Annotated in this window: 26 protein-coding genes and 1 tRNA gene; 26 read left to right on the top strand and 1 reads right to left on the bottom strand. The window is 65.2% G+C overall.

What is annotated here, in order from left to right:
* Positions 1–37: 37 nt before the first annotated feature.
* The 19 genes from secG to AC1DXX_RS09945 all read left to right on the top strand — a co-directional run bounded on the left by secG (position 38) and on the right by AC1DXX_RS09945 (position 16577).
* The gene (gene secG, locus AC1DXX_RS10035) at positions 38–439 is read left to right on the top strand and encodes a preprotein translocase subunit SecG (RefSeq protein ID WP_478134028.1); all 402 of its coding nucleotides are present in this window, start codon (positions 38–40) and stop codon (positions 437–439) included.
* 119 nt (positions 440–558) lie between these two features.
* Positions 559–643, top strand: a tRNA-Leu gene (locus AC1DXX_RS10030).
* A gap of 67 nt (positions 644–710) precedes the next feature.
* Positions 711–1070 (top strand): NADH-quinone oxidoreductase subunit A, encoded by a 360-nt coding sequence (locus AC1DXX_RS10025; protein WP_012748607.1) that lies wholly within the window; start codon positions 711–713, stop codon positions 1068–1070.
* A gap of 15 nt (positions 1071–1085) precedes the next feature.
* Complete coding sequence (locus AC1DXX_RS10020; protein ID WP_007837763.1) at positions 1086–1565, top strand: NuoB/complex I 20 kDa subunit family protein; 480 nt, start codon at positions 1086–1088, stop codon at positions 1563–1565.
* 13 nt (positions 1566–1578) lie between these two features.
* The gene (locus AC1DXX_RS10015; RefSeq protein WP_478134027.1) at positions 1579–2190 is read left to right on the top strand and encodes an NADH-quinone oxidoreductase subunit C; all 612 of its coding nucleotides are present in this window, start codon (positions 1579–1581) and stop codon (positions 2188–2190) included.
* Between the two features lies 1 nt (position 2191).
* On the top strand, positions 2192–3445 hold the full coding sequence (locus tag AC1DXX_RS10010; protein WP_429611292.1) for an NADH-quinone oxidoreductase subunit D: 1254 nt from the start codon (positions 2192–2194) through the stop codon (positions 3443–3445).
* A 10-nt stretch (positions 3446–3455) separates the two neighbouring features.
* A complete protein-coding gene (locus tag AC1DXX_RS10005) occupies positions 3456–4001 on the top strand; it encodes an NADH-quinone oxidoreductase subunit NuoE family protein (protein ID WP_478134026.1) in 546 nt (181 codons plus the stop codon).
* Positions 4001–5341: an NADH-quinone oxidoreductase subunit NuoF gene (nuoF, locus tag AC1DXX_RS10000; protein WP_478134025.1), complete on the top strand. Its 1341-nt coding sequence runs from the start codon at positions 4001–4003 to the stop codon at positions 5339–5341. The genes AC1DXX_RS10005 and nuoF overlap by 1 nt, the downstream gene beginning before the upstream one ends.
* Positions 5342–5361: 20 nt before the next feature.
* On the top strand, positions 5362–7524 hold the full coding sequence (gene nuoG, locus AC1DXX_RS09995) for an NADH-quinone oxidoreductase subunit NuoG (RefSeq protein ID WP_478134024.1): 2163 nt from the start codon (positions 5362–5364) through the stop codon (positions 7522–7524).
* Entirely contained in the window at positions 7521–8597 is a 1077-nt protein-coding gene (nuoH, locus tag AC1DXX_RS09990; RefSeq protein WP_478134023.1) for an NADH-quinone oxidoreductase subunit NuoH, read from the top strand. Before nuoG ends, nuoH begins: the two co-directional genes overlap by 4 nt.
* A gap of 17 nt (positions 8598–8614) precedes the next feature.
* Positions 8615–9136, top strand: coding sequence for an NADH-quinone oxidoreductase subunit NuoI (nuoI, locus tag AC1DXX_RS09985; RefSeq protein WP_478134022.1), 522 nt, complete (start codon positions 8615–8617; stop codon positions 9134–9136).
* A gap of 38 nt (positions 9137–9174) precedes the next feature.
* Entirely contained in the window at positions 9175–9822 is a 648-nt protein-coding gene (locus AC1DXX_RS09980; RefSeq protein WP_478134021.1) for an NADH-quinone oxidoreductase subunit J, read from the top strand.
* Entirely contained in the window at positions 9819–10127 is a 309-nt protein-coding gene (gene nuoK / locus AC1DXX_RS09975) for an NADH-quinone oxidoreductase subunit NuoK (RefSeq protein WP_007837741.1), read from the top strand. The genes AC1DXX_RS09980 and nuoK overlap by 4 nt, the downstream gene beginning before the upstream one ends.
* A 7-nt stretch (positions 10128–10134) precedes the next feature.
* Positions 10135–12168: an NADH-quinone oxidoreductase subunit L gene (nuoL, locus tag AC1DXX_RS09970; RefSeq protein ID WP_478134020.1), complete on the top strand. Its 2034-nt coding sequence runs from the start codon at positions 10135–10137 to the stop codon at positions 12166–12168.
* A 27-nt stretch (positions 12169–12195) separates the two neighbouring features.
* On the top strand, positions 12196–13674 hold the full coding sequence (locus AC1DXX_RS09965; protein WP_478134019.1) for an NADH-quinone oxidoreductase subunit M: 1479 nt from the start codon (positions 12196–12198) through the stop codon (positions 13672–13674).
* Between the two features lie 26 nt (positions 13675–13700).
* On the top strand, positions 13701–15188 hold the full coding sequence (gene nuoN / locus AC1DXX_RS09960; RefSeq protein WP_478134018.1) for an NADH-quinone oxidoreductase subunit NuoN: 1488 nt from the start codon (positions 13701–13703) through the stop codon (positions 15186–15188).
* A gap of 15 nt (positions 15189–15203) precedes the next feature.
* Positions 15204–15509, top strand: coding sequence for a DUF2818 family protein (locus AC1DXX_RS09955; protein WP_478134017.1), 306 nt, complete (start codon positions 15204–15206; stop codon positions 15507–15509).
* A 5-nt stretch (positions 15510–15514) separates the two neighbouring features.
* A complete protein-coding gene (locus AC1DXX_RS09950; protein ID WP_478134016.1) occupies positions 15515–16120 on the top strand; it encodes an NUDIX domain-containing protein in 606 nt (201 codons plus the stop codon).
* Between the two features lie 7 nt (positions 16121–16127).
* Positions 16128–16577: a DUF1178 family protein gene (locus tag AC1DXX_RS09945; RefSeq protein ID WP_478134015.1), complete on the top strand. Its 450-nt coding sequence runs from the start codon at positions 16128–16130 to the stop codon at positions 16575–16577.
* Positions 16578–16617: 40 nt separating this feature from the next.
* Here AC1DXX_RS09945 and AC1DXX_RS09940 read toward each other — a convergent pair whose 3' ends face one another.
* Positions 16618–18402 carry an ABC transporter transmembrane domain-containing protein gene (locus AC1DXX_RS09940; RefSeq protein ID WP_478134014.1) on the bottom strand — a complete coding sequence of 595 codons (1785 nt, stop codon included), beginning with the start codon at positions 18400–18402 and terminating at the stop codon, positions 16618–16620.
* 78 nt (positions 18403–18480) lie between these two features.
* On the opposite strand from AC1DXX_RS09940, the gene AC1DXX_RS09935 reads away from it, so the two are divergent.
* The 7 genes from AC1DXX_RS09935 to AC1DXX_RS09905 all read left to right on the top strand — a co-directional run bounded on the left by AC1DXX_RS09935 (position 18481) and on the right by AC1DXX_RS09905 (position 26454).
* Positions 18481–19017: a MarR family winged helix-turn-helix transcriptional regulator gene (locus AC1DXX_RS09935; protein ID WP_478134013.1), complete on the top strand. Its 537-nt coding sequence runs from the start codon at positions 18481–18483 to the stop codon at positions 19015–19017.
* On the top strand, positions 19010–20485 hold the full coding sequence (locus AC1DXX_RS09930; RefSeq protein WP_478134012.1) for an efflux transporter outer membrane subunit: 1476 nt from the start codon (positions 19010–19012) through the stop codon (positions 20483–20485). Before AC1DXX_RS09935 ends, AC1DXX_RS09930 begins: the two co-directional genes overlap by 8 nt.
* A 48-nt stretch (positions 20486–20533) precedes the next feature.
* A complete protein-coding gene (locus AC1DXX_RS09925; protein WP_478134011.1) occupies positions 20534–21868 on the top strand; it encodes an EmrA/EmrK family multidrug efflux transporter periplasmic adaptor subunit in 1335 nt (444 codons plus the stop codon).
* 29 nt (positions 21869–21897) lie between these two features.
* A complete protein-coding gene (locus tag AC1DXX_RS09920) occupies positions 21898–23460 on the top strand; it encodes a DHA2 family efflux MFS transporter permease subunit (RefSeq protein ID WP_478134010.1) in 1563 nt (520 codons plus the stop codon).
* A gap of 267 nt (positions 23461–23727) precedes the next feature.
* A complete protein-coding gene (locus AC1DXX_RS09915) occupies positions 23728–24498 on the top strand; it encodes an ABC transporter ATP-binding protein (protein ID WP_478134009.1) in 771 nt (256 codons plus the stop codon).
* On the top strand, positions 24498–25217 hold the full coding sequence (locus AC1DXX_RS09910; RefSeq protein ID WP_478134008.1) for an ABC transporter ATP-binding protein: 720 nt from the start codon (positions 24498–24500) through the stop codon (positions 25215–25217). Before AC1DXX_RS09915 ends, AC1DXX_RS09910 begins: the two co-directional genes overlap by 1 nt.
* A 37-nt stretch (positions 25218–25254) precedes the next feature.
* The gene (locus AC1DXX_RS09905) at positions 25255–26454 is read left to right on the top strand and encodes an ABC transporter substrate-binding protein (RefSeq protein WP_478134007.1); all 1200 of its coding nucleotides are present in this window, start codon (positions 25255–25257) and stop codon (positions 26452–26454) included.
* The last annotated feature ends 16 nt before the right edge of the window (positions 26455–26470 follow it).

Below are 26470 nucleotides of genomic sequence, written 5' to 3'. Positions count from 1 at the left end.
ACGCGCAACGGCTGCTATCAATTAGGAGTAAGAACGAATGAACGTGGTCCTCAATCTTCTGGTCGGCGTGCAAATGCTGTCAGCCCTCGCGATGATCGGCTTGATCCTGATCCAGCACGGCAAGGGTGCCGACATGGGCGCCGCCTTCGGCAGCGGCAGCGCAGGCAGCCTGTTCGGCGCCAGCGGCAGCGCAAACTTCCTTTCGCGTACCACGGCCGTGCTGGCTGCGGTGTTCTTCGCATGCACGCTGTTGCTCGCGTACTTCAGCCATGCACGCCCTGCGGGCGGCGGCAGCCTTCTCGAGCGCGCAGCGGTGGGTGCACCGGCTGTGCCGGCCTCTGGTGCAGCAGGCGAAATTCCTGGTGCAGCGGCTCCGAGCGCACCGGCATCGGCACCTGCCGCACCGGTTTCGGGCGCCGGTCAGATTCCGAACAAGTAATCAAGTCGTTTTCATGCAGTCGTCAGCGAGAAACGGCTGTATTTCAGGGTAAACTCTAAAGCTGTTCAGAAAGCCAAATGCCTTAGCAGGTACCTCATGCCATCTGGACAGACAAAACCGCGGTCGTGGTGAAATTGGTAGACACGCTATCTTGAGGGGGTAGTGGCGAAAGCTGTGCGAGTTCGAGTCTCGCCGACCGCACCAAATCTCATCGGCAGAAAACCTCATCCAGAGGTTCTTCTGCCGGTGGCAAGCGGTGAAAAATTTCTCGATGAACCTCGATTCCTACCTTCCGGTCCTTTTGTTCATTTTGGTCGGAGTCGGCGTAGGCGTCGCCCCCCAAGTCATCGGATACATCCTCGGGCCCAACCGGCCTGACGCTGCGAAGAACGCGCCCTACGAGTGCGGCTTCGAGGCCTTCGAGGATGCGCGCATGAAGTTCGACGTGCGCTATTACCTCGTCGCCATTCTCTTCATCCTGTTCGATCTCGAAATTGCCTTTCTCTTCCCGTGGGCCATTGCGCTCAAGGAGATCGGTGCTGTCGGCTTCTGGGCCATGATGATCTTTCTCGCCATCCTCGTCGTGGGCTTTGCCTACGAGTGGAAAAAAGGCGCGCTCGACTGGGAATGACAAGGAAAGCACACGATGGCCATTGAAGGCGTTCTCAAAGAAGGTTTCGTCACCACCACCTACGACTCGGTGGTGAACTGGGCGAAAACCGGATCCCTCTGGCCGATGACCTTCGGCCTCGCATGCTGTGCGGTCGAAATGATGCACGCGGGTGCTGCCCGCTACGACATCGACCGTTTCGGGATGCTGTTCCGTCCGAGTCCGCGCCAGTCCGACCTGATGATCGTGGCCGGCACGCTGTGCAACAAGATGGCGCCGGCGCTGCGCAAGGTCTACGACCAGATGCCCGAGCCGCGCTGGGTGCTCTCGATGGGCTCGTGCGCCAATGGCGGCGGCTACTACCACTACAGTTATTCGGTCGTGCGTGGCTGCGACCGCATCGTGCCCGTCGACGTCTATGTGCCGGGTTGCCCGCCCACCGCCGAAGCGCTGCTTTACGGCGTGATCCAGCTGCAGCAGAAGATTCGCCGCACCAACACCATTGCCCGCGCCTGAGAGATTGCCGACGATGACCGATTTTGCAATTTCGCCGGAGGTGCTGCGCGCCACCATCACCGAGGCGCTCGGTGCCAAGGCCAGGAGCGTCACGCTCGCACTGGGCGAAGTGACCGTGGTGGTGGCTGCTGCCGACTACATCGAAGCCGCCACGCTGCTGCGCGATGCGCCCGGCTGCCGTTTCGAGCAGCTGATCGACCTCTGCGGCATGGACTATTCCGACTACCGCGAAGGCGAGTGGCAGGGCGAGCGCTTCTGCGTCGTTTCGCACCTGCTGTCGGTGACCCTCAACCAGCGCGTGCGCCTCAAGGTGTTCGCGCCCAGCGAAGACCTGCCCGTGGTCGATTCGCTCCAGCCCGTCTGGAGCGCGGCCACCTGGTTCGAGCGCGAAGCCTTCGATCTCTACGGCATCGTGTTCGACGGTCACGACGACCTGCGCCGCATCCTGACCGACTACGGCTTCATCGGCCATCCGTTCCGCAAGGACTTCCCGGTGTCGGGTTACGTCGAGATGCGCTACGACGAAGAGCAGAAACGCGTCGTGTACCAGCCGGTATCGATCGAGCCGCGGGAAATCACGCCGCGCGTGATCCGTGAAGACAACTACGGCGGCGGTTTGCACTGATATGGCCGAAATCAAGAACTACACCCTCAACTTCGGTCCCCAGCATCCGGCAGCGCACGGCGTGCTGCGCCTGGTGCTCGAGCTCGATGGCGAAGTGATCCAGCGCGCCGACCCGCACATCGGCCTGCTGCACCGCGCGACCGAGAAGCTTGCCGAATCGCGCACCTTCATCCAGTCGCTGCCCTACATGGACCGCCTCGACTACGTGTCGATGATGTCCAACGAGCACGCCTACTGCCTCGCCATCGAGCGGATGATGGGCCTGGACGTGCCCATCCGCGCGCAGTACATCCGCGTGATGTTCGCCGAGATCACCCGCCTTCTGAACCACCTGCTGTGGCTCGGCGCACACGGCCTCGACTGCGGTGCGATGAACATGCTCATCTACTGCTTCCGCGAGCGTGAAGACCTGTTCGACATGTACGAAGCCGTGTCGGGCGCGCGCATGCATGCGGCCTATTTCCGTCCGGGCGGCGTCTACCGCGACCTGCCGGACGCGATGCCGCAGTACAAGGTCAGCAAGATCAAGAACGCGAAGGCGATCGAACGTCTCAACGAAAACCGCCAGGGTTCGCTGCTCGACTTCATCGACGACTTCTGCAAGCGCTTCCCGAAGATGGTCGACGAGTACGAAACGCTGCTCACCGACAACCGCATCTGGAAGCAGCGCACCGTGGGCATCGGCGTCGTGACGCCGGAGCGCGCGCTGAACCTCGGCTTCACCGGCCCCATGCTGCGCGGCTCGGGCATCGAGTGGGACCTGCGCAAGAAGCAGCCCTACGACGTCTACGACCAGATGCAGTTCGACGTGCCCGTGGGCAAGACCGGCGACTGCTACGACCGCTACCTCGTGCGCGTCGAAGAAATGCGCCAGGCCAACAAGATCATCCAGCAGTGCTCGGCGTGGCTGCGTGCCAACCCCGGCCCGGTGATCACCGACAACCACAAGGTCGCCGCGCCTGCGCGCGAATCGATGAAGGCGAACATGGAGGAGCTGATCCACCATTTCAAGCTCTTCACCGAAGGCTTCCACGTGCCCGAAGGCGAGGCCTATGCCGCCGTCGAGCATCCGAAGGGCGAGTTCGGCATCTATCTCGTGAGCGACGGCGCCAACAAGCCCTACCGCCTGAAGATCCGCGCACCCGGTTTCCCGCACCTCGCCGCCCTCGACGAAATGTCGCGCGGTCACATGATCGCCGACGCTGTCGCGGTGATCGGCACGATGGACATCGTGTTCGGCGAAATCGACAGGTGAGAAAGAGCGAATGACGACTCCCTCGACCCACCATGACGGCCATGCCGCGCCCTCGGCGCCGCTGAAGGCTGAAATCCTCGAGCGCTTCGCGCGCGAGGTCGCCAAGTATCCCGAAGCAGGCAAGCAATCGGCCGTGATGGCCTGCCTGGCCATCGTCCAGCAGGACGAAGGCTTCGTCAGCGTGCAGCGCGAGCGCGAGATTGCCGACTACCTCGGCATGGCGCCCATTGCCGTGCACGAGGTCACGACCTTCTACAACATGTACAACCAGCATCCGGTGGGCACGTTCAAGCTCAACGTGTGCACCAACCTGCCGTGCCAGCTGCGCGACGGCGTCACCGCGCTCGTTCACCTCGAGAAGAAGCTCGGCATCAAGATGGGCGAGACCACGGCCGACGGCCTGTTCACGCTGCAGCAGAGCGAATGCCTCGGCGCCTGCGCCGATTCGCCCGTGATGCTGGTCAACGACCGCACCATGTGCAGCTTCATGAGCAACGAGAAGCTCGACCAGCTCATCGAAGGCCTGCGCGGCTCCACCAAAGGGGAGGCTGCCTGATGTCACCCGAACAAGTGCTCCAGCAGTTCCAGGCAACGGGCGTCCAGACCTGTTTCCATGACCGCCACATCGAGCCGCAGATCTATGCCGGTCTCGACGGCACCAACTGGCGCCTGGCCGACTACGAAGCGCGCGGCGGCTACCAGGCGCTGCGCAAGATCCTCACCGAGGGCCTCACGTCCGACCAGGTGATCGCCGAGGTCAAGTCCTCCGGCCTGCGCGGCCGTGGTGGCGCGGGTTTCCCGACCGGTCTCAAGTGGAGCTTCATGCCCCGCCAGTTCCCGGGCCAGAAGTACCTCGTCTGCAATTCGGACGAAGGCGAGCCGGGCACGTGCAAGGACCGCGACATCCTGCAGTTCAACCCGCACATCGTGATCGAAGGCATGGCCATCGCCGCGTATGCGATGGGCATCAGCGTGGGCTACAACTACATCCACGGCGAGATCTTCCAGACCTACGACCGCTTCGAGGAAGCCCTCGAAGAAGCGCGCGCCGCCGGCTACCTCGGCGACAAGATCATGGGCAGCACGTACAACTTCCAGTTGCACGCCGCCCACGGCTTCGGCGCCTACATCTGCGGCGAGGAAACCGCGCTGCTCGAATCTCTCGAGGGCAAGAAGGGCCAGCCGCGCTTCAAGCCGCCGTTCCCGGCGAGCTTCGGCCTCTATGGCAAGCCGACCACCATCAACAACACCGAGACCTTCGCGGCGGTGCCCTGGATCATCCGCAACGGCGGCCCGGCCTACCTCGAGTGCGGCAAGCCGAACAACGGCGGCACCAAGATCTACTCGGTGAGCGGTGACGTCGAACTGCCGGGCAACTACGAAGTGCCGATGGGCACGCCGTTCTCCAAGCTGCTCGAGCTGGCCGGTGGCGTGCGCAAGGGCCGCACGCTCAAGGCGGTGATCCCCGGCGGATCGTCGGCGCCGGTGCTGCCCGCATCGATCATGATGGAATGCACGATGGACTACGACTCCATCGCCAAGGCCGGCTCCATGCTGGGCTCGGGCGCGGTGATCGTCATGGACGACAGCCGCTCGATGGTCGAGTCGCTCAAGCGCCTCTCGTATTTCTACATGCACGAGTCCTGCGGCCAGTGCACGCCGTGCCGCGAAGGCACGGGCTGGCTCTACCGCGTGGTGGACCGCATCCACAACGGGAAGGGCAAGCCCAGCGACATGCAGCTGCTGGACTCCGTCGCCGGCGACATCATGGGGCGCACCATCTGCGCGCTCGGCGATGCGGCGGCAATGCCCGTGCGCGCCATGATCAAGCACTTCCGCCACGAGTTCGAAGCCCTGATCCCGGGCCACGTCCCGACGGCGCCCGTCAAGGCCTGAGCGCGAGAAGAAACATACTCATGATCGAAATCGAACTCGACGGCAAGAAGGTCGAAGTGACCGAAGGCAGCATGGTGATGCATGCGGCCGACAAGGCGGGCACCTACATCCCGCACTTCTGCTATCACAAGAAACTCAGCATCGCGGCCAACTGCCGCATGTGCCTGGTCGACGTTGAAAAGGCGCCCAAGCCGATGCCGGCCTGCGCCACGCCCGTCACGCAGGGCATGATCGTCCGCACCAAGAGCGAGAAGGCCATCAAGGCGCAGCAGTCGGTCATGGAGTTCCTCCTGATCAACCACCCGCTGGACTGTCCGATCTGCGACCAGGGCGGCGAATGCCAGCTGCAGGACCTGGCCGTGGGCTACGGCGGTTCTTCTTCGCGCTACGAAGAAGAAAAGCGCGTCGTGTTCCACAAGGACGTGGGCCCGCTGATCAGCATGGAAGAAATGAGCCGCTGCATCCATTGCACGCGCTGCGTCCGCTTTGGCCAGGAAGTGGCCGGCGTGATGGAGCTCGGCATGTCGCACCGCGGCGAGCACTCCGAAATCGAAACCTTCCTCGGCGACTCGGTCGACTCGGAACTGTCGGGCAACATGATCGACATCTGCCCGGTCGGCGCGCTCACGAGCAAGCCCTTCCGCTACAGCGCCCGCACCTGGGAACTGTCGCGCCGCAAGTCGGTCAGCCCGCACGACTCCACCGGTGCCAACCTGATCGTACAGGTCAAGAACAACCGCGTGATGCGCGTGGTGCCGCTCGAGAACGAAGACGTCAACGAATGCTGGATCGCCGACCGCGACCGCTTCTCGTACGAAGCGCTCAACGGCCCGGAACGCCTGACGCAGCCCATGCTGAAGCAGGGCGGCCAATGGCAGCAGGTCGACTGGCAGACCGCGCTCGAATACGTGGCCAACGGCCTGAAGCAGATCAAGGCCGACCACGGCGCGCAGAGCATCGGTACGCTGGTGAGCCCGCACAGCACGCTCGAAGAGCTGCAGCTCGCCGCCATGCTCACGCGTGAACTCGGCAGCGACAACATCGACTACCGCCTGCGCAACGCCGAATTCACGGCGTTCGAAGGCGTGCGCTGGCTCGGCACTTCGATCGCCTCGCTCACGCAAGTGCAGCGCGCGCTGGTCGTCGGCTCGAACCTGCGCAAGGACCACCCGCTGTTCGCACAGCGCATCCGCCAGGCCGTGCGCAAGGGCGCCGCACTGTCGGTGATCACCTCGGCCAGCCTGATGGCAGACCGCGATGCCTGGGCCATCCACGCGGCGCAATCGTCGATCGTCGAGGCCGACCAGTGGGTCGAAGCACTGGCAGCCGTCGCCGCCGCCATCGGCCAGACCAACGGCGCGGCCGCACCGCTGGCGCCGAAGAATGCACCGGACGCCGCCGCACAAGCCATCGCAGCCTCGCTGCTGAGTGGCGAGCGCAAGGCCATCCTGCTCGGCAATGCCGCCGCCCACCATGCGCAAGCCAGCAGCCTGCTGGCCCTCGCGAACTGGATCGGCGCACAGACCGGCGCCACCGTCGGCTACCTGACCGAAGCCGCCAACACCGTGGGCGCGCAGCTCGTCGGCGCCTTCCCGAAGAACGGCGGCCTCGATGCCGGCCGCATGCTTGCCACCGGCTCCGGCCTCAAGGCCGTGCTGCTGCTGAACACCGAACCGGTGTTCGACTCGGCCGCCGGCGCCGCTGCTGCCGATGTCATCGGCAATGCGCAAATGGTCGTCACGCTGAGTCCCTTCAAGGCCAACCTCGAGTTCAGCGACGTGCTGCTCCCGATCGCTCCGTTCACCGAAACGCCCGGCACCTTCGTCAATGCCGAAGGCCGCCTGCAAGGTTTCCATGCCGTCGTGAAGCCGCAAGGCGAAACGCGTCCGGCGTGGAAGGTGCTGCGCGTGCTGGCCAATCTGCTGGGTCTGCCGGGCTTCGCATTCGAATCGACCGCCGACGTGCTGCGCACGGTAGGCGAGGGCGGCGCCGTTCCGGCCAACGCCTTGAACAATGCGACAGCCGCGAAAGCTGTCGCTTCCAACGGCGCAGCGCCGGCACCCGTGGTTGCGAGCATCTACCAGCTCGACGCCATCGTGCGCCGTGCACCGTCGCTGCAACTGACCGCCGATGCGCGCAACGCATCGGTCGCACCGGCCCGTGCCGAGGAGGCATTGGCATGATCGACACGATTCATGGCTTCGGCCAGGGGCTGGTCGCGGCGGGCTGGTGGACGGCCGTGGCATGGCCGGTGATCTGGACGCTGATCAAGATCATCGTGGTCGTGATCCCGCTGATGGGGGCCGTGGCCTACCTCACGCTGTGGGAACGCAAGGCCATCGGCTTCACGCAGATCCGCATCGGCCCGAACCGCATCGGACCGCTGGGCCTGCTCCAGCCGATCGCCGACGCGCTCAAGCTGATGACCAAGGAAATCATTCTTCCGACGGTCGCCAACAAGGGCCTGTTCCTGCTGGGCCCGATCATGACCATCATGCCGGCGCTGGCCGCATGGGCGGTGATTCCCTTCGGTCCCGACGTGGCGCTCGCCAACATCAACGCCGGCCTGCTGTTCGTGATGGCCATCACCTCGCTCGAGGTCTACGGCGTGATCATCGCCGGCTGGGCTTCGAATTCGAAGTACGCCTTCCTGGGCGCGCTGCGCGCCTCGGCACAGATGGTGAGCTACGAAATCGCGATGGGCTTCTGCTTCGTCGTGGTGCTGATGGTCTCGGCCAGCCTGAACATGACCGACATCGTGATGGGGCAGGGCAAGGGCACCTTCGCGGGGATGGGCATCGGATTCCTGTCGTGGAACTGGCTGTCGCTGCTGCCGATCTTCGTCGTCTACTTCATCTCGGGCCTGGCGGAAACCAACCGCCATCCCTTCGACGTGGTCGAAGGCGAATCCGAGATCGTCGCGGGCCACATGATCGAGTACTCGGGCATGAGCTTCGCGATGTTCTTCCTGGCCGAATACGCCAACATGTGGCTGGTCTCGATCCTGTGCGTCGTGCTGTTCCTCGGAGGATGGCTGCCGCCGTTCGAGTTCCTGAGCTTCATTCCGGGCTGGATCTGGCTCGGTGTCAAGACCTTCTGTGTGGTCACCATGTTCCTGTGGGTCCGCTCGACGTTCCCGCGCTTCCGCTATGACCAGATCATGCGTCTGGGCTGGAAGATCTTCATTCCCGTCACGCTCGTGTGGCTGGTCGTGGTCGGTGCCTGGATGCAGACGCCGTTCAACATCTGGAAATAACTGGAAGCGCCAACATCATGTCTGCTGCGCATACCGCACCAACGTCCGCTCCGTTCTCGCTCAAGGACTTCCTGGGCAGCTTCATGCTGCTCGAGCTGTTCAAGGGCCTGGCCATCACCGGCAAGTACGCCTTCGCCCGCAAGATCACGGTGCAGTTCCCCGAAGAGAAGACGCCGCTGTCGCCGCGCTTCCGCGGCCTGCACGCACTGCGCCGCTATGAAAACGGCGAAGAGCGCTGCATTGCCTGCAAGCTCTGCGAAGCCGTCTGTCCGGCGCTGGCCATCACCATCGAGTCCGAGGTGCGCGACGACGGCTCGCGCCGCACCACGCGCTACGACATCGACCTGACCAAGTGCATCTTCTGCGGCTTCTGCGAAGAGAGCTGCCCGGTCGACTCGATCGTCGAGACCCACATCTTCGAATACCACGGCGAAAAGCGCGGCGACCTGTACTTCACCAAGGACATGCTGCTGGCCGTGGGCGACCGCTACGAAAAAGAAATTGCAGCGAACAAGGCGGCCGACGCCAAGTACCGCTGATCCAGTTCAGCCCGAAACCCGTACCAATTCGAATTCCAATGGACGTCAAGACCGGTCTGTTCTATCTGTTTGCCGTGGTGCTGCTGTTCGCAGCCTTCCGCGTCATCACCGCCCGCAATCCCGTGTATGCCGCGCTGTATCTGGTGCTGGCTTTCTTCCAGGCTTCGGCCATCTGGCTGCTGCTGCGCGCCGAGTTCCTCGCGATCTCGCTCGTGCTGGTGTATGTCGGTGCCGTGATGGTGCTGTTCCTCTTTGTCGTGATGATGCTGGACATCAACGTCGACAGCCTGCGGCAGGGTTTCTGGAAGCACTTTCCGCTTGCAGCCGGTGTCGGCGCGCTGATCGCACTCGAAATGGCGGCCGTGCTGATGGGCGGCTTCCGCCTCGGCGAAGGGCCGCGCGCCATGGCGGCCACCACTGCCAACAGCTCGAACACGCTCGAGCTCGGCAAGCTGCTGTATTCCGAATACCTCTATCCGCTGGAAATTGCCGCGGTCATCCTGCTCGTGGCCATCGTCGCCGCCATCGCGTTGACGCTGCGCACCCGCAAGGACAGCAAGTACGTCAACCCGTCGGACCAGGTGCGCGTGAAGGCGCGCGACCGCGTGCGCATCGTGCAGATGCCGGTCACGCGCGCCGCCGAACCCGTGGTGGATGCAGATGCGGCAAAGGAAAACAAGGCATGACGCTCACGCTCGGACACTTCCTCTCCCTCGGCGCGATGCTCTTCGCGCTGTCGGTGATCGGCATCTTCCTGAACCGCAAGAACCTGATCGTGCTGCTGATGGCCATCGAGCTGATGCTGCTCGCGGTCAACATGAACTTCGTGGCGTTCTCGCACTATCTGGGCGACATGCACGGCCAGATCTTCGTGTTCTTCATCCTGACGGTGGCAGCGGCCGAGTCGGCCATCGGCCTGGCCTTGCTGGTGCTGCTGTTCCGCAACAAGTCGAACATCAACGTCGACGAACTCAACTCGCTCAAGGGTTGAAATCAACATGAGCGCAACCCTTTCCGCATCCGCCCTGCTGGCCGTGCCGCTGGCACCCCTGGTCGGCGCCGTCGTCGCCGGCCTGTTCGGCACCCAGTTCGGCGGCAATCACATCGGCCGCAAGGTCACGCATTCGCTGACCATCCTCGGCGTGTTCGTCGCCTTCGTCATCTCCGCCATGACGCTCAAGAGCGTGGTGGTCGACGGCGCCCGCTTCAATGCCACCCTCTACGAATGGATGGTCGTGGGCGGCCTCAAGATGGAAGTCGGCTTCCTGGTCGACGGCCTCACCGCCATGATGATGTGCGTGGTGACCTTCGTGTCGCTGATGGTCCACATCTACACCATCGGCTACATGGAGGAAGACGACGGCTACAACCGCTTCTTCGCGTACATCTCGCTGTTCACCTTCTCGATGCTGATGCTCGTCATGAGCAACAACATGCTCCAGCTGTTCTTCGGCTGGGAAGCGGTGGGCCTGGTGTCGTACCTGCTGATCGGCTTCTGGTTCAACAGGCCGACCGCGATCTTCGCGAACATGAAGGCCTTCATCGTCAACCGCGTGGGCGACTTCGGCTTCATCCTCGGCATCGGCCTGATCGCGGCCTACGCCGGCACGCTGAACTACGGCGAGGCCTTCGCCAAGGCTAATATGCTGGCTGGCATCACCTTCCCCGGCACCGAGTGGATGCTGGTGACCGTGATCTGCATCTGCCTGTTCATCGGCGCCATGGGCAAGAGCGCGCAGTTTCCGCTGCACGTGTGGCTGCCCGACTCGATGGAAGGCCCGACGCCCATCTCCGCGCTGATCCACGCCGCGACCATGGTCACGGCCGGCATCTTCATGGTGGCGCGCATGTCGCCGCTGTTCGAACTCAGCGACACGGCCCTGAGCTTCGTGCTGGTGATCGGTGCGATCACGGCGCTCTTCATGGGTTTCCTGGGCATCATCCAGAACGACATCAAGCGCGTGGTCGCGTACTCGACGCTCTCGCAGCTCGGCTACATGACGGTGGCGCTCGGCGCCTCGGCGTACTCGGTCGCCGTGTTCCACCTGATGACGCACGCCTTCTTCAAGGCGCTGCTGTTCCTCGGCGCCGGCTCGGTGATCATCGGCATGCACCACAACCAGGACATCCGCTGGATGGGCGGCGTGCGCAAGTACATGCCGATCACCTGGATCACCTCGCTGCTGGGTTCGCTCGCGCTGATCGGCACGCCGTTCTTCGCCGGTTTCTATTCGAAGGACAGCATCATCGAAGCGGTGCACGAAAGCCACCTGTGGGGCGCGCAGTTCGCCTACTACGCGGTGCTGGCCGGCGTGTTCGTGACGGCGTTCTACTCGTTCCGCATGTACTTCCTGGTGTTCCACGGCAAGGAGCGCTACGACCAGAATCCCGACGCGCACCATCACGACGAACATGCTGAGCACGACGAGAACCATGGCCATCACGGCCAGAAGCCGCACGAATCGCCCTGGGTGGTGTGGCTGCCGCTGGTTCTGCTGGCCATCCCGTCCGTGGTGATCGGCTTCATGACGATCGAGCCGATGCTCTTCGGCGAGTTCTTCAAGAGCGCGATCTTTGTCGATGCCAACAAGCACCACGCCATGAAGGAGCTGGAAGAAGCCTTCCACGGCCCGGTGGCGATGGCGATCCACGGCCTGCAGGCCGCGCCGTTCTGGCTGGCGCTGGCAGGGGTGGTGCTCTCGTTCTACATGTACATGGTCAACCCGGCGCTGCCGGCCGCGATCAAGCGCGCCTTCGGTCCGGTCTACCGCCTGCTCGAGAACAAGTACTACTTCGACTGGATCAACGAGAACATCCTCGCCCGCGGCGCGCGCCTGCTCGGCACCGGCCTGTGGAAGGGCGGCGACCAGGGCCTGATCGACGGCGCCATGGTCAACGGTTCCTGGAAAGTGGTCGGCCGTGTCTCGAGCGTGGTTCGCTGGGTGCAGTCGGGCTACATCTACCACTACGCCTTCGCGATGCTGCTCGGCATCTTCATCCTGATGACGTACTTCGTCTGGTTCAAACGCTGAGTCCTCAAGCGCTGGAGAAAAAGAAAAATGGGTTTGTTGAGCCTTGCCATCTGGGTGCCGATCGCATTCGGCGCCGTGCTGCTGGCGTTTGGCCGCGACGAGCATGCCAAGGGCGTGCGCTGGGTCGCGCTCGTCGGTGCCATCGTGAGCTTCCTGGTCACGGTGCCGCTGTACACGCGCTTCCAGGCCGGCACCGCCGCGATGCAGTTCGTCGAAAAGACGGGCTGGATCTCTCGCTTCAACGTCAATTACCACATCGGTCTTGACGGCTTGTCGCTCTGGCTGGTGCTGCTGACGTCGTTCATCACGGTCGTGGTCGTGATCTCGGCCTGGGAAGTGATCACCGAGCGCGTGAACCAGTACATGGGCGCGTTCCTGATCCTGTCGGGCTTCATGATCGGCGTGTTCGCCGCGCTCGACGGCGTGCTGTTCTACGTGTTCTTCGAAGCCACGCTGATCCCGATGTACCTGATCATCGGTATCTGGGGCGGCCCGAACAAGATCTACGCGGCGTTCAAGTTCTTCATCTACACCTTGCTCGGCTCGCTGCTGATGCTGGTGGCGCTGATCTTCCTGTACAACAAGTCGGGTGGCAGCTTCGACATCCTGGCCTGGCACAAGCTGCCGCTGGGTTCGACGGCGCAGACCTTCCTGTTCTTTGCCTTCTTCGCAGCCTTTGCCGTCAAGGTGCCGATGTGGCCGGTCCACACCTGGCTGCCGGACGTGCACGTCGAGGCGCCCACCGGCGGCTCGGCCGTGCTGGCCGCGATCATGCTGAAGCTGGGCGCCTACGGCTTCCTGCGCTTCTCGATGCCGATCGCGCCCGATGCCTCGCACGAATGGGCCTGGCTCATGATCGCGCTGTCGCTGATCGCGGTGATCTACGTCGGCCTGGTGGCGCTGGTGCAGGAAGACATGAAGAAGCTGGTGGCTTACTCGTCGGTCGCCCACATGGGCTTCGTGACGCTCGGCTTCTTCATCTTCAACGAACTCGGCGTGTCCGGCGGCATCGTGCAGATGATTGCGCACGGCTTCGTTTCGGGCGCCATGTTCCTCGGCATCGGCGTGCTGTACGACCGCGTGCATTCGCGCCAGATCGCCGACTACGGCGGCGTGGTCAACACCATGCCCAAGTTCGCCGCGTTCGCGCTGCTGTTCGCCATGGCCAATTGCGGCCTGCCGGGCACCGCCGGTTTCGTGGGCGAGTGGATGGTCATCCTGGGCGCCGTGAAGGCCAACTTCTGGCTCGGCATGGGCGCAGCCACCGCGCTGATCTTCGGTGCGGCCTACACCCTCTGGATGTACAAGCGCGTGTACCTCGGCCCGGTCGGCAACGACCACGTCAAGGAACTCAGCGACATCAATGCCCGCGAGTTCCTGATGCTGTCGCTGCTGGCAATCGCCGTGCTGTGGATGGGCCTGTATCCGAAGCCCTTCACCGATGTGATGAACGCTTCCGTGGCCGAGCTTCTTCGCCACGTGGCGATTTCGAAGCTGCCCCTCTGATGCCACGCTGAAGACAAGAGAACGAGATGATTGACAAACTCAGCTGGGTCACGATCTACCCCGAAATCGTGTTGCTGGTCATGGCCTGCATCATTGCGCTGGTCGACCTGTCGGACACGAGCCCGCGCCGCACCCGCACCTACGTGCTGACGCTGCTCACGCTGGCCGTGGTGGCCGTGCTCACCGGCATGGCCGCGCTCGACGGCAAGACGTCCTACGGCTTCGGCGGCATGGTCGTGAGCGACTCGATGGGCAACTGGCTCAAGTGCTTCTCCACGCTTGCCCTGATGGTCACGCTGGTCTACGGCCGTCCCTATGCGGCCGACCGCGAGATGCTGCGCGGCGGCGAACTGTTCACCGTGAGCATGTTCGCGCTGCTGGGCATGTTCGTGATGATCTCGGGCAGCAACTTCCTGCTGATCTACCTGGGCCTCGAACTGCTCACGCTGTCGAGCTATGCGCTCGTGGCGCTGCGCCGCGACAACGCGGTGGCCAGCGAGGCGGCCATGAAGTACTTCGTGCTCGGCGCGATGGCCAGCGGCTTCCTGCTCTACGGCCTCTCGATGATGTACGGTGCCACCGGCTCGCTCGACCTCAACGAAGTGTTCAAGGCGATCTCCACCGGCAAGGTCAACCACCAGGTGCTGGTGTTCGGCCTGGTGTTCATCGTGGCCGGCCTGGCGTTCAAGGTGGGGGCAGCGCCTTTCCACATGTGGGTGCCCGACGTCTACCAGGGCGCCCCGACGGCCGTCACGCTGCTGATCGGCGCGGCGCCCGAACTGGCGGCCTTCGGCATCATCATCCGCCTGCTGGTCGACGGCCTGCAGCCGCTCGCGATCGACTGGCAGCAGATGCTGGCCGTGCTGGCCGTGGCTTCGCTGCTGATCGGCAACCTCGCCGCCATTGCGCAGAGCAACCTCAAGCGCATGCTGGCCTACTCGACCATCTCGCAGATGGGCTTCATGCTGCTGGGCCTGGTCGCCGGTTCGGACCTGCAGGGCACGCAGAACGCACAGGCCGCCTACAGCGCCTCGATGTTCTATATCGTGACCTACGTGCTGACCACGCTGGCGAGCTTCGGCATCATCCTGCTGCTGGCGCGCGAAGGCTTCGAAAGCGAAGAGATCACCGACCTCGCCGGTCTCAACCAGCGCAGCCCGCTGTATGCCGGCGTGATGGCGGTCGCGATGTTCTCTCTGGCCGGCCTGCCGCCGCTGGTCGGCTTCTACGCGAAGCTGGCCGTGCTGCAGGCACTGATCGCATCGGGCCAGGCGATCTACATCGGCCTCGCGGTGTTCGCCGTGATGATGTCGCTGGTCGGCGCCTTCTACTACCTGCGCGTGGTCAAGGTCATGTACTTCGACGCACCCGTCACGGCGACCACCGTCTCGGCTTCGTTCGACGTGCGCACCGTGCTCACGATCAACGGCGCACTGATCCTGGTTCTCGGCGTCCTGCCCGGCGGTCTGATGACGCTGTGCTACGACGCGATCGCGGCCACGCTGGCCCACTGACGCGGCCGGCCCCCGGTGTCGCAAACCGCGTCGGTCTGGGTCGTGCTGCTGGTGGCGCTGGTGGCTGCCAACCTGCCGTTCTTCAACGACCGCCTGTTCGGTGTCGCGCCGCTGCCGACGAAGCCCAAGTCGCTCGCAATACGCTTTGCCGAATTGGTGGTGCTGTACTTCATTGCCGGCGGCATCGGCCTGCTGTTCGAGCGCAGGGCAGGGCAGATCGCCTCGCAGGGCTGGGAGTTCTATGCGGTGACCGGCGCGCTCTTCATCGTGCTGGCCTTCCCAGGGTTCACCTGGCGCTATCTCATGAAGCACAGGCACTGACTCACATGACTTCTCCCATCGCCGATTCGCACCTGAAGGAAGAGCTCATCGGCAGCGAGGAGCTCTTTAAGGGCAATTTCCTGCAGGCCAAGCGCGACACCATCCGCCTGCCCGACGGCCACAGCGCCACCCGTGAATACGTGGTGCATCCCGGCGCCGTGGTGGTGATCCCGATGCTGGACGACGGTCGCGTGGTGCTGGAGCGCCAGTTCCGCTACCCGGTCGGCCATGTGATGGTCGAGTTTCCGGCCGGCAAGCTCGATGCGGGCGAAGACCCGTTCGTCTGCGGCCAGCGCGAACTGCTCGAGGAAACCGGCTACACCGCGCGCGAATGGGCGCATGCGGGCGCCATGCACCTGGCCGTGGCGTATTCGACCGAGATCATCCACATCTATTTCGCGCGCGGCCTTTCGCTCGGCGAGCGCCAGCTCGACCACGGCGAGTTCCTCGACGTGTTCACCGCCACGCCGCAGGCGCTGGCCGACTGGTGCCGCGACGGCACCGTGACCGACGCCAAGACGCTGACCTGCACCCTCTGGCTGCAAAACGTCCTTTCGGGCGCATGGGAACTCGACTGGCAAGTGGCGGCTTCGCAGGGCGGCGCGGGATAATCCGCGCATGAAGGTCCTCAATCTCCGCTGCGCGCACGGCCACGGCTTCGAGGGCTGGTTTGCGTCCAACGAGGCCTTCGACACCCAGCTCGCGGCCGGGTTGGTCGAATGCCCGGTCTGCGGCGACACCGCCATCGTCAAGCTGCTGAGCGCGCCGCGCCTCAATCTCGGCAACCCCAAGGCGCCGGCAGAAGCCGCACCCGCTGTCCCTTCGCAAGTGCCAGCCGAGCTTTCGCTCGAGGCCCGCTGGATGCGTGCCGTGCGCGAGGTCATCGCGAAAACCGAGGACGTCGGCGACCGCTTTGCCGAAGAAGCCCGGAAGATGCACTACGGGGAAGCCGAAGAGCGCGGCATCCGCGGCCACGCGACCCCCGAGCAGACCGAGGCGCTGCTGGACGAAGGCATCGCGGTGATGCCGCTGCCGATCCCGGCCGCGCTCAAGGAAACGCTGCAGTAAGCCGCTGCTGCAATTGCTGCAGCAGGCAGGTTCAGGCGGTTCAGGCCGTGAACTGAAGGGCGGCCAGGCGGGCGTAGACGCCGCCCTGCGCCACCAGCGTCGCGTGCGTTCCGTGTTCGACGATGCCGCCGTGGTCGAGCACGATGATGCGGTCGGCCTTCTGCACGGTCGCCAGGCGGTGCGCAATGACCAGCGTCGTGCGGCCTTCCATGGCCGATTCGAGGGCTGCCTGCACCATGCGTTCGCTTTCCGCGTCGAGTGCGCTGGTGGCTTCGTCCAGCAGCAGCAACGGCGGGTTCTTGAGAATCGCGCGCGCAATGGCGATGCGCTGGCGCTGTCCACCCGACAGGCGCACGCCGCGCTCGCCGAGGAAGGTGTCGTAGCCCTCGGGCAGCGCCTGCAGGAAGTCGTGCGCGAAGGCGGCGCGGGCCGCGGCATGCACTTCGTCGGCGGTGGCTTCGGGCCGGCCGTAGCGGATGTTCTCGAAGGCGCTGGCCGAGAAGATCACGGCGTCCTGCGGCACGAGGCCGATGCGGGTGCGCAGATCGGGCAGGGCGAGCGACGCGAGCGGTGTGCCGTCGAGCAGCAGCTGGCCCGACTGCGGGTCGTAGTAGCGCAGCAGCAGCTGGAACACCGTGCTCTTGCCTGCGCCGCTGGAGCCGACCAGTGCCACCGTCTCGCCCGGCGCGATGTCGAGGCTGAAGTCGCGCAGTGCCGGCGTACCTGGCCGCGAGGGGTAATGGAAAGTCACGCCATCGAACCTGATCGCGCTGCCCGCCGCCGGGATCGGCGTGACCGCCGGATTCGGCGGCGAAAAGATGACGGCCGGCGCATGCAGCAGTTCCATCAGGCGCTCGGTGGCCCCTGCGGCGCGCAGCAGGTCGCCGTACACCTCTCCGAGCACGGCCGTTGCGCTCGCGAGGATGGCCACGTAGACCACGGTCTGGCCGAGGTGGCCCGCCGTGATGTCGCCGCGCAGCACGGCCTGCGTGCCCTGGTAGAGGCCCCAGAGCAGCGCCGCCGAGGTGGCGATGATGATGAAGGCCACCAGCACCGAGCGCGCCTTGGTGCGGCGCACGGCGGTGCGGAAGGCGTTCTCGGTCGAAGCGTCGAAGCGGGCCGCCTCGCGCGCCTCGGCCGTGTAGCTCTGCACCACCGGGATCGCATTCAGCACTTCGGCGGCAATGGCGCTCGAATCGGCCACGCGGTCCTGGCTGGCGCGCGAGAGCTTGCGCACCCGCCGGCCGAACCACATGCTCGGCAGCACCACCAGCACCAGGATGCCCAGCACCTGCACCATCACATAGGGATTGGTCCAGACCAGCACCGCCAGTGCGCCCACGCCCATCACCGCGTTGCGAAGGCCCATGCTCAGGGACGAGCCGACGACGGTCTGCACGAGCGTGGTGTCGGCCGTCAGGCGGGAGAGCACCTCGCCGGTCTGCGTCGTCTCGAAGAAGGCCGGGCTCTGGCGCAGCACATGGCCGTACACCGCGTTGCGCAAATCCGCCGTGACGCGTTCGCCCAGCCAGCTCACCGTATAGAAGCGGGCGGCCGAAAAAACACCCAGGGCGACGGCCACCGCGAAGAGGGCGCCGAAATGCTCGCGCAGCGCCATGGTCTGGGCGCCCTTGTCGGCGCTGATCAGTCCGCCGTCGATCAGGCTGCGCAGTGCGAGCGGAAACACCAGCGTCGTGACAGCCGCCATCACCAGGAAAAGGCCCGCCAGAACGATCTGCACGCGGTAGGGCCGAAGAAAGGGGCTCAGGCCCGACAGCGACCGGGGCGAGCCCTTGGCCATGGAAGACGGTGGGGAAGAAGCCATGGGGGCGGATTCTACCGAACCGCTGCCCCTACAAAGGCAGCCTTGACAATAACTGTCATGGCAGCTAATATTCAGTCCATGAGCGATGCAAAGATCCCCAAAGGCTCGTCGGTCCCCGATGGCGCTGTGCGTCAGCCGCCTGTTTTCTACCGGGCGGAGACCTACAAGGCCGAGGAGAGCATTGGCTATCTGATGCGCCGCATCGTGTCGGCGGTGGGGCAGTCGGTGGAAACCCGCATGTGCGAACCCGGCAGTCCAACCTACCCGCAGTGGGTGCCGCTGTACAAGCTGCACGTGGGCGCGGCCACCACGGTGGCCGAACTGGCCCGGGCTTGCGAACTCGACACCGGCGCCATGACCCGGCTGCTCGATCGCCTCGAGGCCAAGGGCCTGTGCCGCCGCGTGCGCTCGCTCGAGGACCGGCGCGTGGTCAACATCGAACTCACCGAAGAAGGCCGTGCCGCCGCCAAGGAAGTGCCGTACGTGCTGAGCCGCGTGCAGAACGAGCACCTTGCAGGTTTCACCACCGAGGAATGGGAGCAGCTCAAGGGCTACCTGCGCCGCATCCTCGACAACGCGCAGGCCCTCGCGGCCCGTGGAGATAAAAATGAATGATTCCCTCGCCGTGCGCGCTGTGCGTCGCACTCCCGTCGTGGCCGCCGCACTGCTGGTGGTCGCACTGGCCGGTTGCGCCGACATGGCCGGCATCGGCTCGCAGGCCAGGCTGCGCGATGCTTCTTCGCTGGGCATTGCCGCGAACACCGGCACTGCCACCGCGCCGAGCCTCGACAGCCAGTGGTGGCTGGCCTTCGGCGATGCGCAGCTCGACACGCTGATCGACCAGGCCGTGGCCGGCAACCCCAACCTGCAGGTCGCGCGTGCGCGGCTCGTGCGGGCGCAGGCATCGAGCGACATTGCCGAATCGGCCCTCAAGCCCAAGGTCGAAGGCGAACTCAGCCTCAATCGCCAGAAGTTCAACAGCAACTACATCTACCCGGCACCGCTCGGCGGCTCGACGCAGAACATCGGCCTGCTGCAGCTCGGCGCGAGCTGGGAGCTCGACTTCTTCGGCAAGAACCGCACCGCGCTCGACACCGCCATCGGCGCCGCCAATGCAGCGGCGGCCGATGCCGATGCCGCACGCGTGCTGCTCGCCAGCAACGTGGCGCGCAGCTACTTCCAGTGGGCGCGCCTGAACGACCAGCTCACCGTGGCCCAGCGCACCTTGGCGCAACGCGATGAAACGCTGAAGCTCGTGCGCGACCGCGTGTCCGCCGGCCTCGACACCCGCCTGGAACTGCGCCAGAGCGAGGGCGGCCTGCCTGAAGCGCGCCAGCAGATCGAGGCGCTCAACGAACAGATCGCGCTGCAGCAGCATGCACTCGATGCGCTCGTGGGCCAGCCCGACGTGTCGGCATCCCTCAAGCCGCCGGTGCTGGCGGCCGTCAAGCCGATGGCCTTGCAGGCGAACATCCCGGCAGACCTGCTGGGCCGCCGCGCCGACATCGCCGCTGCGCGCTGGCGCGTCGAAGCGGCCACCAGCGACGTGGCCAACGCCAAGACCCTGTTCTATCCCAACGTGAACCTCACGGCCTTCGTCGGTTTCCAGAGCCTCGGCTTCGGCAAGCTGCTCAAGTCGGGCAGCGAGCAGTGGGGCGTGGGTCCGGCGATCAGCCTGCCGATCTTCGAAGGCGGCAAGCTGCGCGCCAACCTGCGCGGCAAGTCGGCCGATCTCGACGTGGCGATCGAAAGCTACAACGCCAGCGTCATCGATGCGGTGCGCGACGCGGCCGACCAGGTCTCCAGCGCCCAGTCGATCATCCGCCAGCAGACCGAACAGCGCGCCGCGCAAACGGCCGCCGAAGGCGCCTACGACATCGCCGTGCAGCGCTATCGCGCCGGTCTGGGCAATTACCTCAATGTGCTGACGGCAGAAACCGCCGTGCTCGCGCAACGCCGGCTGGCTGTCGATCTCGCCGCGCGCGCGCTCGACACGCAGGTGGCCCTGGCGCGCGCGCTGGGCGGCGGCTGGCAGCCCCCGGCCACGGCCACGGCTTCGGCCCCGTCGGCCGCACTGAACTGAACTGAACTGAACTGACTCGACTTCTTCGTCTTCGGAAAGAACTTCACCATGAGCGACAACAACACTCCGACGCCCGCTGCTGCCGCAGCCTCTGTTGCACCTGAAGCGCCCGCCGGCAACGGCAAGCGCCGCCGCGCGCTGACCGCACTGGCGGCCGTGGTGATCGTCGCCGGCGGCGGCTGGGGCCTCTACGAATGGCTGGTCGCCAGCCACTACGAGGACACCGACAACGCCTACGTGCAGGGCAACGTCATCCAGATCACGCCGCAGATCGGCGGCACCGTCATGGCCATCAACGCCGACGACACCGACTTCGTGAAGGCCGGCCAGCCGCTGGTGCAGCTCGACCCGGCCGATGCCAAGGTCTCGCTCGAGCAGGCCGAAGCCGCGCTCGCGCAGGCGGTGCGCCAGGTGCGCACGCTGTACGCCAACAACGGCTCGCTGGCCGCGCAGGTCACGCTGCGCCAGTCCGACATCGTCAAGGCGCAGAGCGACATCGCTAAGGCACAGGACGACCTGCAGCGCCGCCGTGCGCTGTCGGGCAATGGCGCGGTGTCGAAGGAAGAACTCAACCACGCCGAAACGCAGCTCGATACGGCCAAGAGCCAGCTCGCGGCGGCGCAGGCCGGTGTGGTCGCCGCACGCGAAGCACTCGTCAGCAACCAATCGCTGACCGACGGCACCAGCGTGGCGCAGCACCCGAGCGTGCTGGCCGCCGCCGCCAAGGTGCGCGAGGCCTATCTCGCCACGCAGCGCGTCGCGATGCCTGCCCCGGTCGACGGCTATGTGGCCAAGCGCACCGTACAGCTCGGCCAGCGCGTGGCCGCCGGCACGCCGATGATGTCGATCGTGCCGCTCAACCAGCTGTGGGTCGACGCCAACTTCAAGGAAGTGCAGCTGCGCAACATCCGCATCGACCAGCCCGTGAAGCTCACGGCCGACGTCTACGGCAAGAAGGTCGAATACAGCGGCAAGGTCGCGGGCCTCGGCGTCGGCACCGGCAGTGCGTTCGCACTGCTGCCGGCACAGAACGCCACCGGCAACTGGATCAAGGTGGTGCAGCGCGTGCCCGTGCGCATCGCGCTCGACCCCGAGCAGCTCAAGGCCAACCCGCTGCGCATCGGCCTCTCGATGGACGCCGAGATCGACATCACGAAGAAGACCGGCAAGATGCTCGCCGACGCGCCGCGCGGCAGTGCGCTGACGCAGACGCAGGTCTACAGCCAGCTCGACCGCGGCGCCGATGCCGAAGTGGACCGCATCGTCGCGGCCAACCTCGGCCGCGGCACGCCGGCCACCGCTGCTGTCGCACCGGCACACCGCCCGGCCTCGGCGACGCCAGCTGTCGGTGCCCAGGTGGCAGCGCAAGGCCAGCCCGGTTGATCGCGCGATCTCTTTAAACAGCACGCGCAATGGCCACCGCCGCTCCCGCTTACGTAGCGCATCCGCCGCTCGAGGGCTCTGCCCGCGTCTGGGGCACGATCGCGCTTTCTGCGGCAACCTTCATGAACGTGCTCGACTCGTCGATCGCGAACGTGTCGTTGCCGGCCATCTCGGGCGACCTGGGCGTGAGCACCACGCAAGGCACCTGGGTCATCACCAGCTTCGCGGTGGCCAACGCCATCGCGGTGCCGCTCACGGGCTTCATGACCCAGCGCTTCGGCCAGGTGCGCCTGTTCATGGCCAGCGTGATCCTGTTCATGATCGCTTCGCTGCTGTGCGGCCTCGCGCCGAACATGACGACGCTGATCCTGTTCCGCGCGCTGCAGGGCTTCGTTGCCGGTCCGATGATTCCGCTGTCGCAGACGCTGCTGCTGTCGAGCTACCCGCGCGCCAAGGCTGGCCTCGCGATGGCCATGTGGTCGATGACGACGCTGGTGGCGCCGGTGATGGGGCCGCTGCTCGGCGGCTGGATCACCGACAACATCTCGTGGCCGTGGATCTTCTACATCAACATCCCCGTCGGCATCGTCGCGGCCGCGATCACCTGGGCGCTCTACCGCAAGCGCGAGAGCACCACGCGCAAGGTGCCGATCGACGCCATCGGGCTCGCGCTGCTGGTGCTGTGGGTCGGCTCGATGCAGCTGATGCTCGACAAGGGCAAGGAGCTCGACTGGTTCCATTCGCCGCAGATCGTCACGATGGCGGTGGTGGCCGTGGTCGGCTTCGCGTTCTTCCTGATCTGGGAGCTGACCGACAAGCACCCGGTGGTCGACCTGTCGCTCTTCAAGCGCCGCAACTTCTGGTCGGGCGCCGTGGCAACCGCCGTGGCCTACGGCCTGTTCTTCGGCAACGTGGTGCTGCTGCCGCTGTGGCTGCAGCAGTGGATGGGCTACACCGCGACGCAGGCGGGGATGATCATGGCGCCGGTGGGGCTGCTGGCGATCTTCTTCTCGCCGGTGGTGGGGCTCACGGTGGCGAAGATCGACCCGCGCCGCTATGCGACCTTCTCGTTCCTGGTGTTCGCGCTGGTGCTGTGGATGCGGTCGAACTTCAACACGCAGGCCGACTTCGTGACGATCATCATCCCGACGATCATCCAGGGCATCGCGATGGCGTTCTTCTTCATCCCGCTCGTGACGATCACGCTGTCGGGCCTGACGCCGGACCGCATCCCGGCCGCGTCGGGGTTGTCGAACTTCCTGCGGATCACGGCGGGCGCGATGGGTACGTCGATCACCACCACGCTGTGGGAGAACCGCGCGGCGCTGCATCACTCCCAGTTGGCCGAGACGGTGAACCAGGGCAACAACGCGGCGACCAGCGCAATGTCGGGCCTGGCCAGCAGCGGTTTCAGCACCGAGCAGGTGCTGGGGCAGCTCAACCGCATCGTCGACCAGCAGTCGTTCATGCTGGCCACGAACGACATCTTCTATGCATCGGCGATTTTGTTCCTGTTGCTGATCCCGCTGGTGTGGCTGGCGCGGCCGCAACGCGGCGGGGCCGGCGGAGACGCCGCAGCCGGCGCGCACTGATTGCGCGCATCCTCATCACCCCCAGGCTTCGTCGCGAAGACCTGGGGGTTTTTGTTTGCCCGGGCGGAAGGCGCCATTGTCACTGCGACGACAGTCGGTGATCGTGCATAACTTCTCCGCTGCATGCAGGTTGCAGTGCAGCATAGGCATTTGCCCCAGTATCCAAGTGTGAGTCGCGCACGAACAATCGGTCCGCGCTCCATGGTGGCGCGCCGAGATGGACTGCATGACCGACTACTTTTTTCCGACCCCGGGCGACCTCGCGAGATGAGCGACGTCATCCTCGAAACACGGCAGCTCACCAAGGAATTCAAGGGGTTCACTGCGGTCAGCAAGGTCGACCTCTCGGTGGTGCGCGGCTCGATCCACGCGCTCATCGGCCCCAATGGCGCCGGCAAGACCACCTGCTTCAACCTGCTCACCAAGTTCCTGGAGCCGACCACCGGCACGATCCTGTTCAACGGGCATGACATCACGGGCGAGCGTCCCGCACAGATCGCGCGGCGCGGCATCATCCGCTCGTTCCAGATCTCGGCGGTGTTCCCGCACCTGACGCTGCTGGAGAACGTGCGGCTGGGCCTGCAGCGCCGGCTCGGCACCTCGTACCACTTCTGGAAGAGCGAGAAGTCGCTCAAGCCGCTCGACGCGCGTGCGCGCGAGCTGCTGGCCGAGGTGGGCCTCGAGGAACTCGCCGACGAGCAGACCGTGAACCTGCCCTACGGCCGCAAGCGCGCGCTCGAGATCGCCACCACGCTGGCCATGGAGCCTGAGCTGATGCTGCTCGACGAACCCACGCAGGGTATGGGCCACGAAGACGTACACCGCGTGGCCGAACTCATCAAGCGCGTGTCGGCCGGACGCACCATCCTGATGGTCGAACACAACATGAGCGTGGTCTCGACCATCGCCGACACCATCACCGTGCTGCAGCGCGGCGCCGTGCTGGCCGAAGGCCCCTACGCCGAGGTTTCGAACAACCCCCAGGTCATGGAAGCCTACATGGGCACCACCGACGGCCAACTGCAGGGCGCCCACTGATGACAGCGGCACTGGAAATCAAGGGGCTGCAAGCCTGGTACGGCGAATCGCACGTGCTGCACGGTGTCGACATGGTCGTGCAGCCCGGCGAGGTCGTCACGCTGCTGGGCCGCAACGGCGCGGGCCGCACCACCACGCTGCGCGCCATCATGGGGCTCACGGGCGCCCGCAAGGGCAGCATCGAGGTCAACGGCAAAGAGACCATCGGCATGCCGACGCACCGCATCGCCCACCTGGGCATCGGCTACTGCCCGGAAGAGCGCGGCATCTTCGCCAGCCTCTCGTGCGAGGAAAACCTGATGCTGCCGCCCGAGCTGAAGGGCACGGGATCGGGCGTGTCGCAGGGCATGTCGGTCGAAGAGATCTACGCCATGTTCCCCAACCTGGCCGAGCGGCGTCACAGCCAGGGCACGCGCCTGTCGGGCGGCGAGCAGCAGATGCTGGCGGTGGCGCGCATCCTGCGCACCGGCGCCAAGCTGCTGCTGCTCGACGAGATCTCCGAAGGCCTGGCGCCCGTCATCGTGCAGGCGCTGGCCCGCATGATCACCATGCTGCGCGCCAAGGGCTACACCATCGTCATGGTCGAGCAGAACTTCCGCTTCGCGGCACCGCTGGCCGACCGCTTCTACGTCATGGAACACGGCCGCATCGTGGAGAAGTTCGGCGCTGCCGAACTCGAAGCCAAGATGCCCGTGCTCACCGAGTTGCTCGGCGTCTAGGTTCATTCACCGTTCGTTGCTTCTGCTGGAGACACACATGAAAAACAAGCTCACCGCATTCGCCCTGGCTTTCGGCGCGCTGGCGCTGGCTACAGCCGCCCAGGCGCAGGCTCAAGACAAGATCAAGATCGGCTTCGTCACCGACATGTCGAGCCTGTATGCCGACCTCGAAGGCAAGAACGGCGCGCTGGCGATCCAGATGGCGATCGACGACTTCGGCGGCAAGGCGGCCGGCAAGCCCGTGGAGCTGCTGACGGTGGACCACCAGAACAAGCCCGACATCGCCGCCTCCAAGGCGCGCGAGTGGATCGACACGCAGGGCCTGACGATGCTGTTCGGCGGCACCAACTCCGGCGTCGGCCTGGCGCTGGCCAAGGTGGCGGCCGAGAAGAAGCGGGTGTACTTCAACAACGGCGCCGCATCGTCGGCGCTGACCAACGACCAGTGCTCGCCCTACACCGTGCACTATGCGTACGACACCGTGGCGCTGGCCAAGGGCACCGGCGCGGCCGTGGTCGACGGCGGTGGCAAGACCTGGTTCTTCCTGACGGCCGACTACGCCTTCGGCCATGCGCTCGAGGCCGATACCTCCACCGTCGTGAAGGCCAAGGGCGGCACGATCGTCGGTGCGGTGCGCCATCCGCTCAACGCGTCCGACTTCTCGTCGTTCCTGCTGCAGGCGCAGAACTCCAAGGCCCAGATCCTCGGCCTGGCCAATGCGGGCGGCGACACCGTCAACAGCATCAAGGCCGCCAAGGAATTCGGCATCGGCAAGACCATGAAGCTGGCCGGCCTGCTGATCTTCCTGAGCGACGTGCACAGCCTGGGCCTGAAGAACACCGAAGGCCTGCAGTTCACCACCAGCTGGTACTGGGACCTGAACGACGACACCCGCAAGTTCGCCAAGCGCTTCTTCGACAAGGCCAAGCGCATGCCGACCGAGATCCAGGCGGCCGACTACTCCGCCACCATGACCTACCTGAAGGCGGTGGATGCAGCCAAGTCGGACGACGCCGACAAGGTCATGGCCGAGCTCAAGCAGATGAAGCTCAACGACTTCTTCGGCTCCGGCCAGATCCGCGCGGATGGCCGCTACGTGCACGACATGTACCTGATGCAGGTCAAGTCGCCCGCCGAATCGAAGACCCCTTGGGACTACTACAAGCTCGTGAAGAAGCTGCCCGGCGACACGGTGTTCACCACCAAGGCCGAGTCCAAGTGCGCGCTCTGGAAATAACCGACCGATATCCCAC

It is taken from the genome of Variovorax sp. P4_B10 (assembly GCF_056402375.1).
Note: the sequence above shows the minus strand (reverse complement) of the source record. Positions and strands in the feature narration are given on the sequence as shown.

Coding starts and splice junctions, on each gene's coding strand:
- AC1DXX_RS10005 (WP_478134026.1), top strand. CDS start 3,456: ATGACGACTCCCTCGACCCACCATGACGGCCATGCCGCGCCCTCGGCG.
- AC1DXX_RS10010 (WP_429611292.1), top strand. CDS start 2,192: ATGGCCGAAATCAAGAACTACACCCTCAACTTCGGTCCCCAGCATCCG.
- nuoK (WP_007837741.1), top strand. CDS start 9,819: ATGACGCTCACGCTCGGACACTTCCTCTCCCTCGGCGCGATGCTCTTC.
- secG (WP_478134028.1), top strand. CDS start 38: ATGAACGTGGTCCTCAATCTTCTGGTCGGCGTGCAAATGCTGTCAGCC.
- nuoN (WP_478134018.1), top strand. CDS start 13,701: ATGATTGACAAACTCAGCTGGGTCACGATCTACCCCGAAATCGTGTTG.
- AC1DXX_RS09935 (WP_478134013.1), top strand. CDS start 18,481: ATGAGCGATGCAAAGATCCCCAAAGGCTCGTCGGTCCCCGATGGCGCT.
- nuoH (WP_478134023.1), top strand. CDS start 7,521: ATGATCGACACGATTCATGGCTTCGGCCAGGGGCTGGTCGCGGCGGGC.
- nuoG (WP_478134024.1), top strand. CDS start 5,362: ATGATCGAAATCGAACTCGACGGCAAGAAGGTCGAAGTGACCGAAGGC.
- AC1DXX_RS09950 (WP_478134016.1), top strand. CDS start 15,515: ATGACTTCTCCCATCGCCGATTCGCACCTGAAGGAAGAGCTCATCGGC.
- AC1DXX_RS09925 (WP_478134011.1), top strand. CDS start 20,534: ATGAGCGACAACAACACTCCGACGCCCGCTGCTGCCGCAGCCTCTGTT.
- AC1DXX_RS10015 (WP_478134027.1), top strand. CDS start 1,579: ATGACCGATTTTGCAATTTCGCCGGAGGTGCTGCGCGCCACCATCACC.
- nuoI (WP_478134022.1), top strand. CDS start 8,615: ATGTCTGCTGCGCATACCGCACCAACGTCCGCTCCGTTCTCGCTCAAG.
- AC1DXX_RS09910 (WP_478134008.1), top strand. CDS start 24,498: ATGACAGCGGCACTGGAAATCAAGGGGCTGCAAGCCTGGTACGGCGAA.
- AC1DXX_RS09945 (WP_478134015.1), top strand. CDS start 16,128: ATGAAGGTCCTCAATCTCCGCTGCGCGCACGGCCACGGCTTCGAGGGC.
- nuoL (WP_478134020.1), top strand. CDS start 10,135: ATGAGCGCAACCCTTTCCGCATCCGCCCTGCTGGCCGTGCCGCTGGCA.
- AC1DXX_RS09965 (WP_478134019.1), top strand. CDS start 12,196: ATGGGTTTGTTGAGCCTTGCCATCTGGGTGCCGATCGCATTCGGCGCC.
- AC1DXX_RS09905 (WP_478134007.1), top strand. CDS start 25,255: ATGAAAAACAAGCTCACCGCATTCGCCCTGGCTTTCGGCGCGCTGGCG.
- AC1DXX_RS09980 (WP_478134021.1), top strand. CDS start 9,175: ATGGACGTCAAGACCGGTCTGTTCTATCTGTTTGCCGTGGTGCTGCTG.
- AC1DXX_RS09930 (WP_478134012.1), top strand. CDS start 19,010: ATGAATGATTCCCTCGCCGTGCGCGCTGTGCGTCGCACTCCCGTCGTG.
- AC1DXX_RS10025 (WP_012748607.1), top strand. CDS start 711: ATGAACCTCGATTCCTACCTTCCGGTCCTTTTGTTCATTTTGGTCGGA.
- AC1DXX_RS09920 (WP_478134010.1), top strand. CDS start 21,898: ATGGCCACCGCCGCTCCCGCTTACGTAGCGCATCCGCCGCTCGAGGGC.
- AC1DXX_RS09915 (WP_478134009.1), top strand. CDS start 23,728: ATGAGCGACGTCATCCTCGAAACACGGCAGCTCACCAAGGAATTCAAG.
- AC1DXX_RS09940 (WP_478134014.1), bottom strand. CDS start 18,402: ATGGCTTCTTCCCCACCGTCTTCCATGGCCAAGGGCTCGCCCCGGTCG.
- nuoF (WP_478134025.1), top strand. CDS start 4,001: ATGTCACCCGAACAAGTGCTCCAGCAGTTCCAGGCAACGGGCGTCCAG.
- AC1DXX_RS10020 (WP_007837763.1), top strand. CDS start 1,086: ATGGCCATTGAAGGCGTTCTCAAAGAAGGTTTCGTCACCACCACCTAC.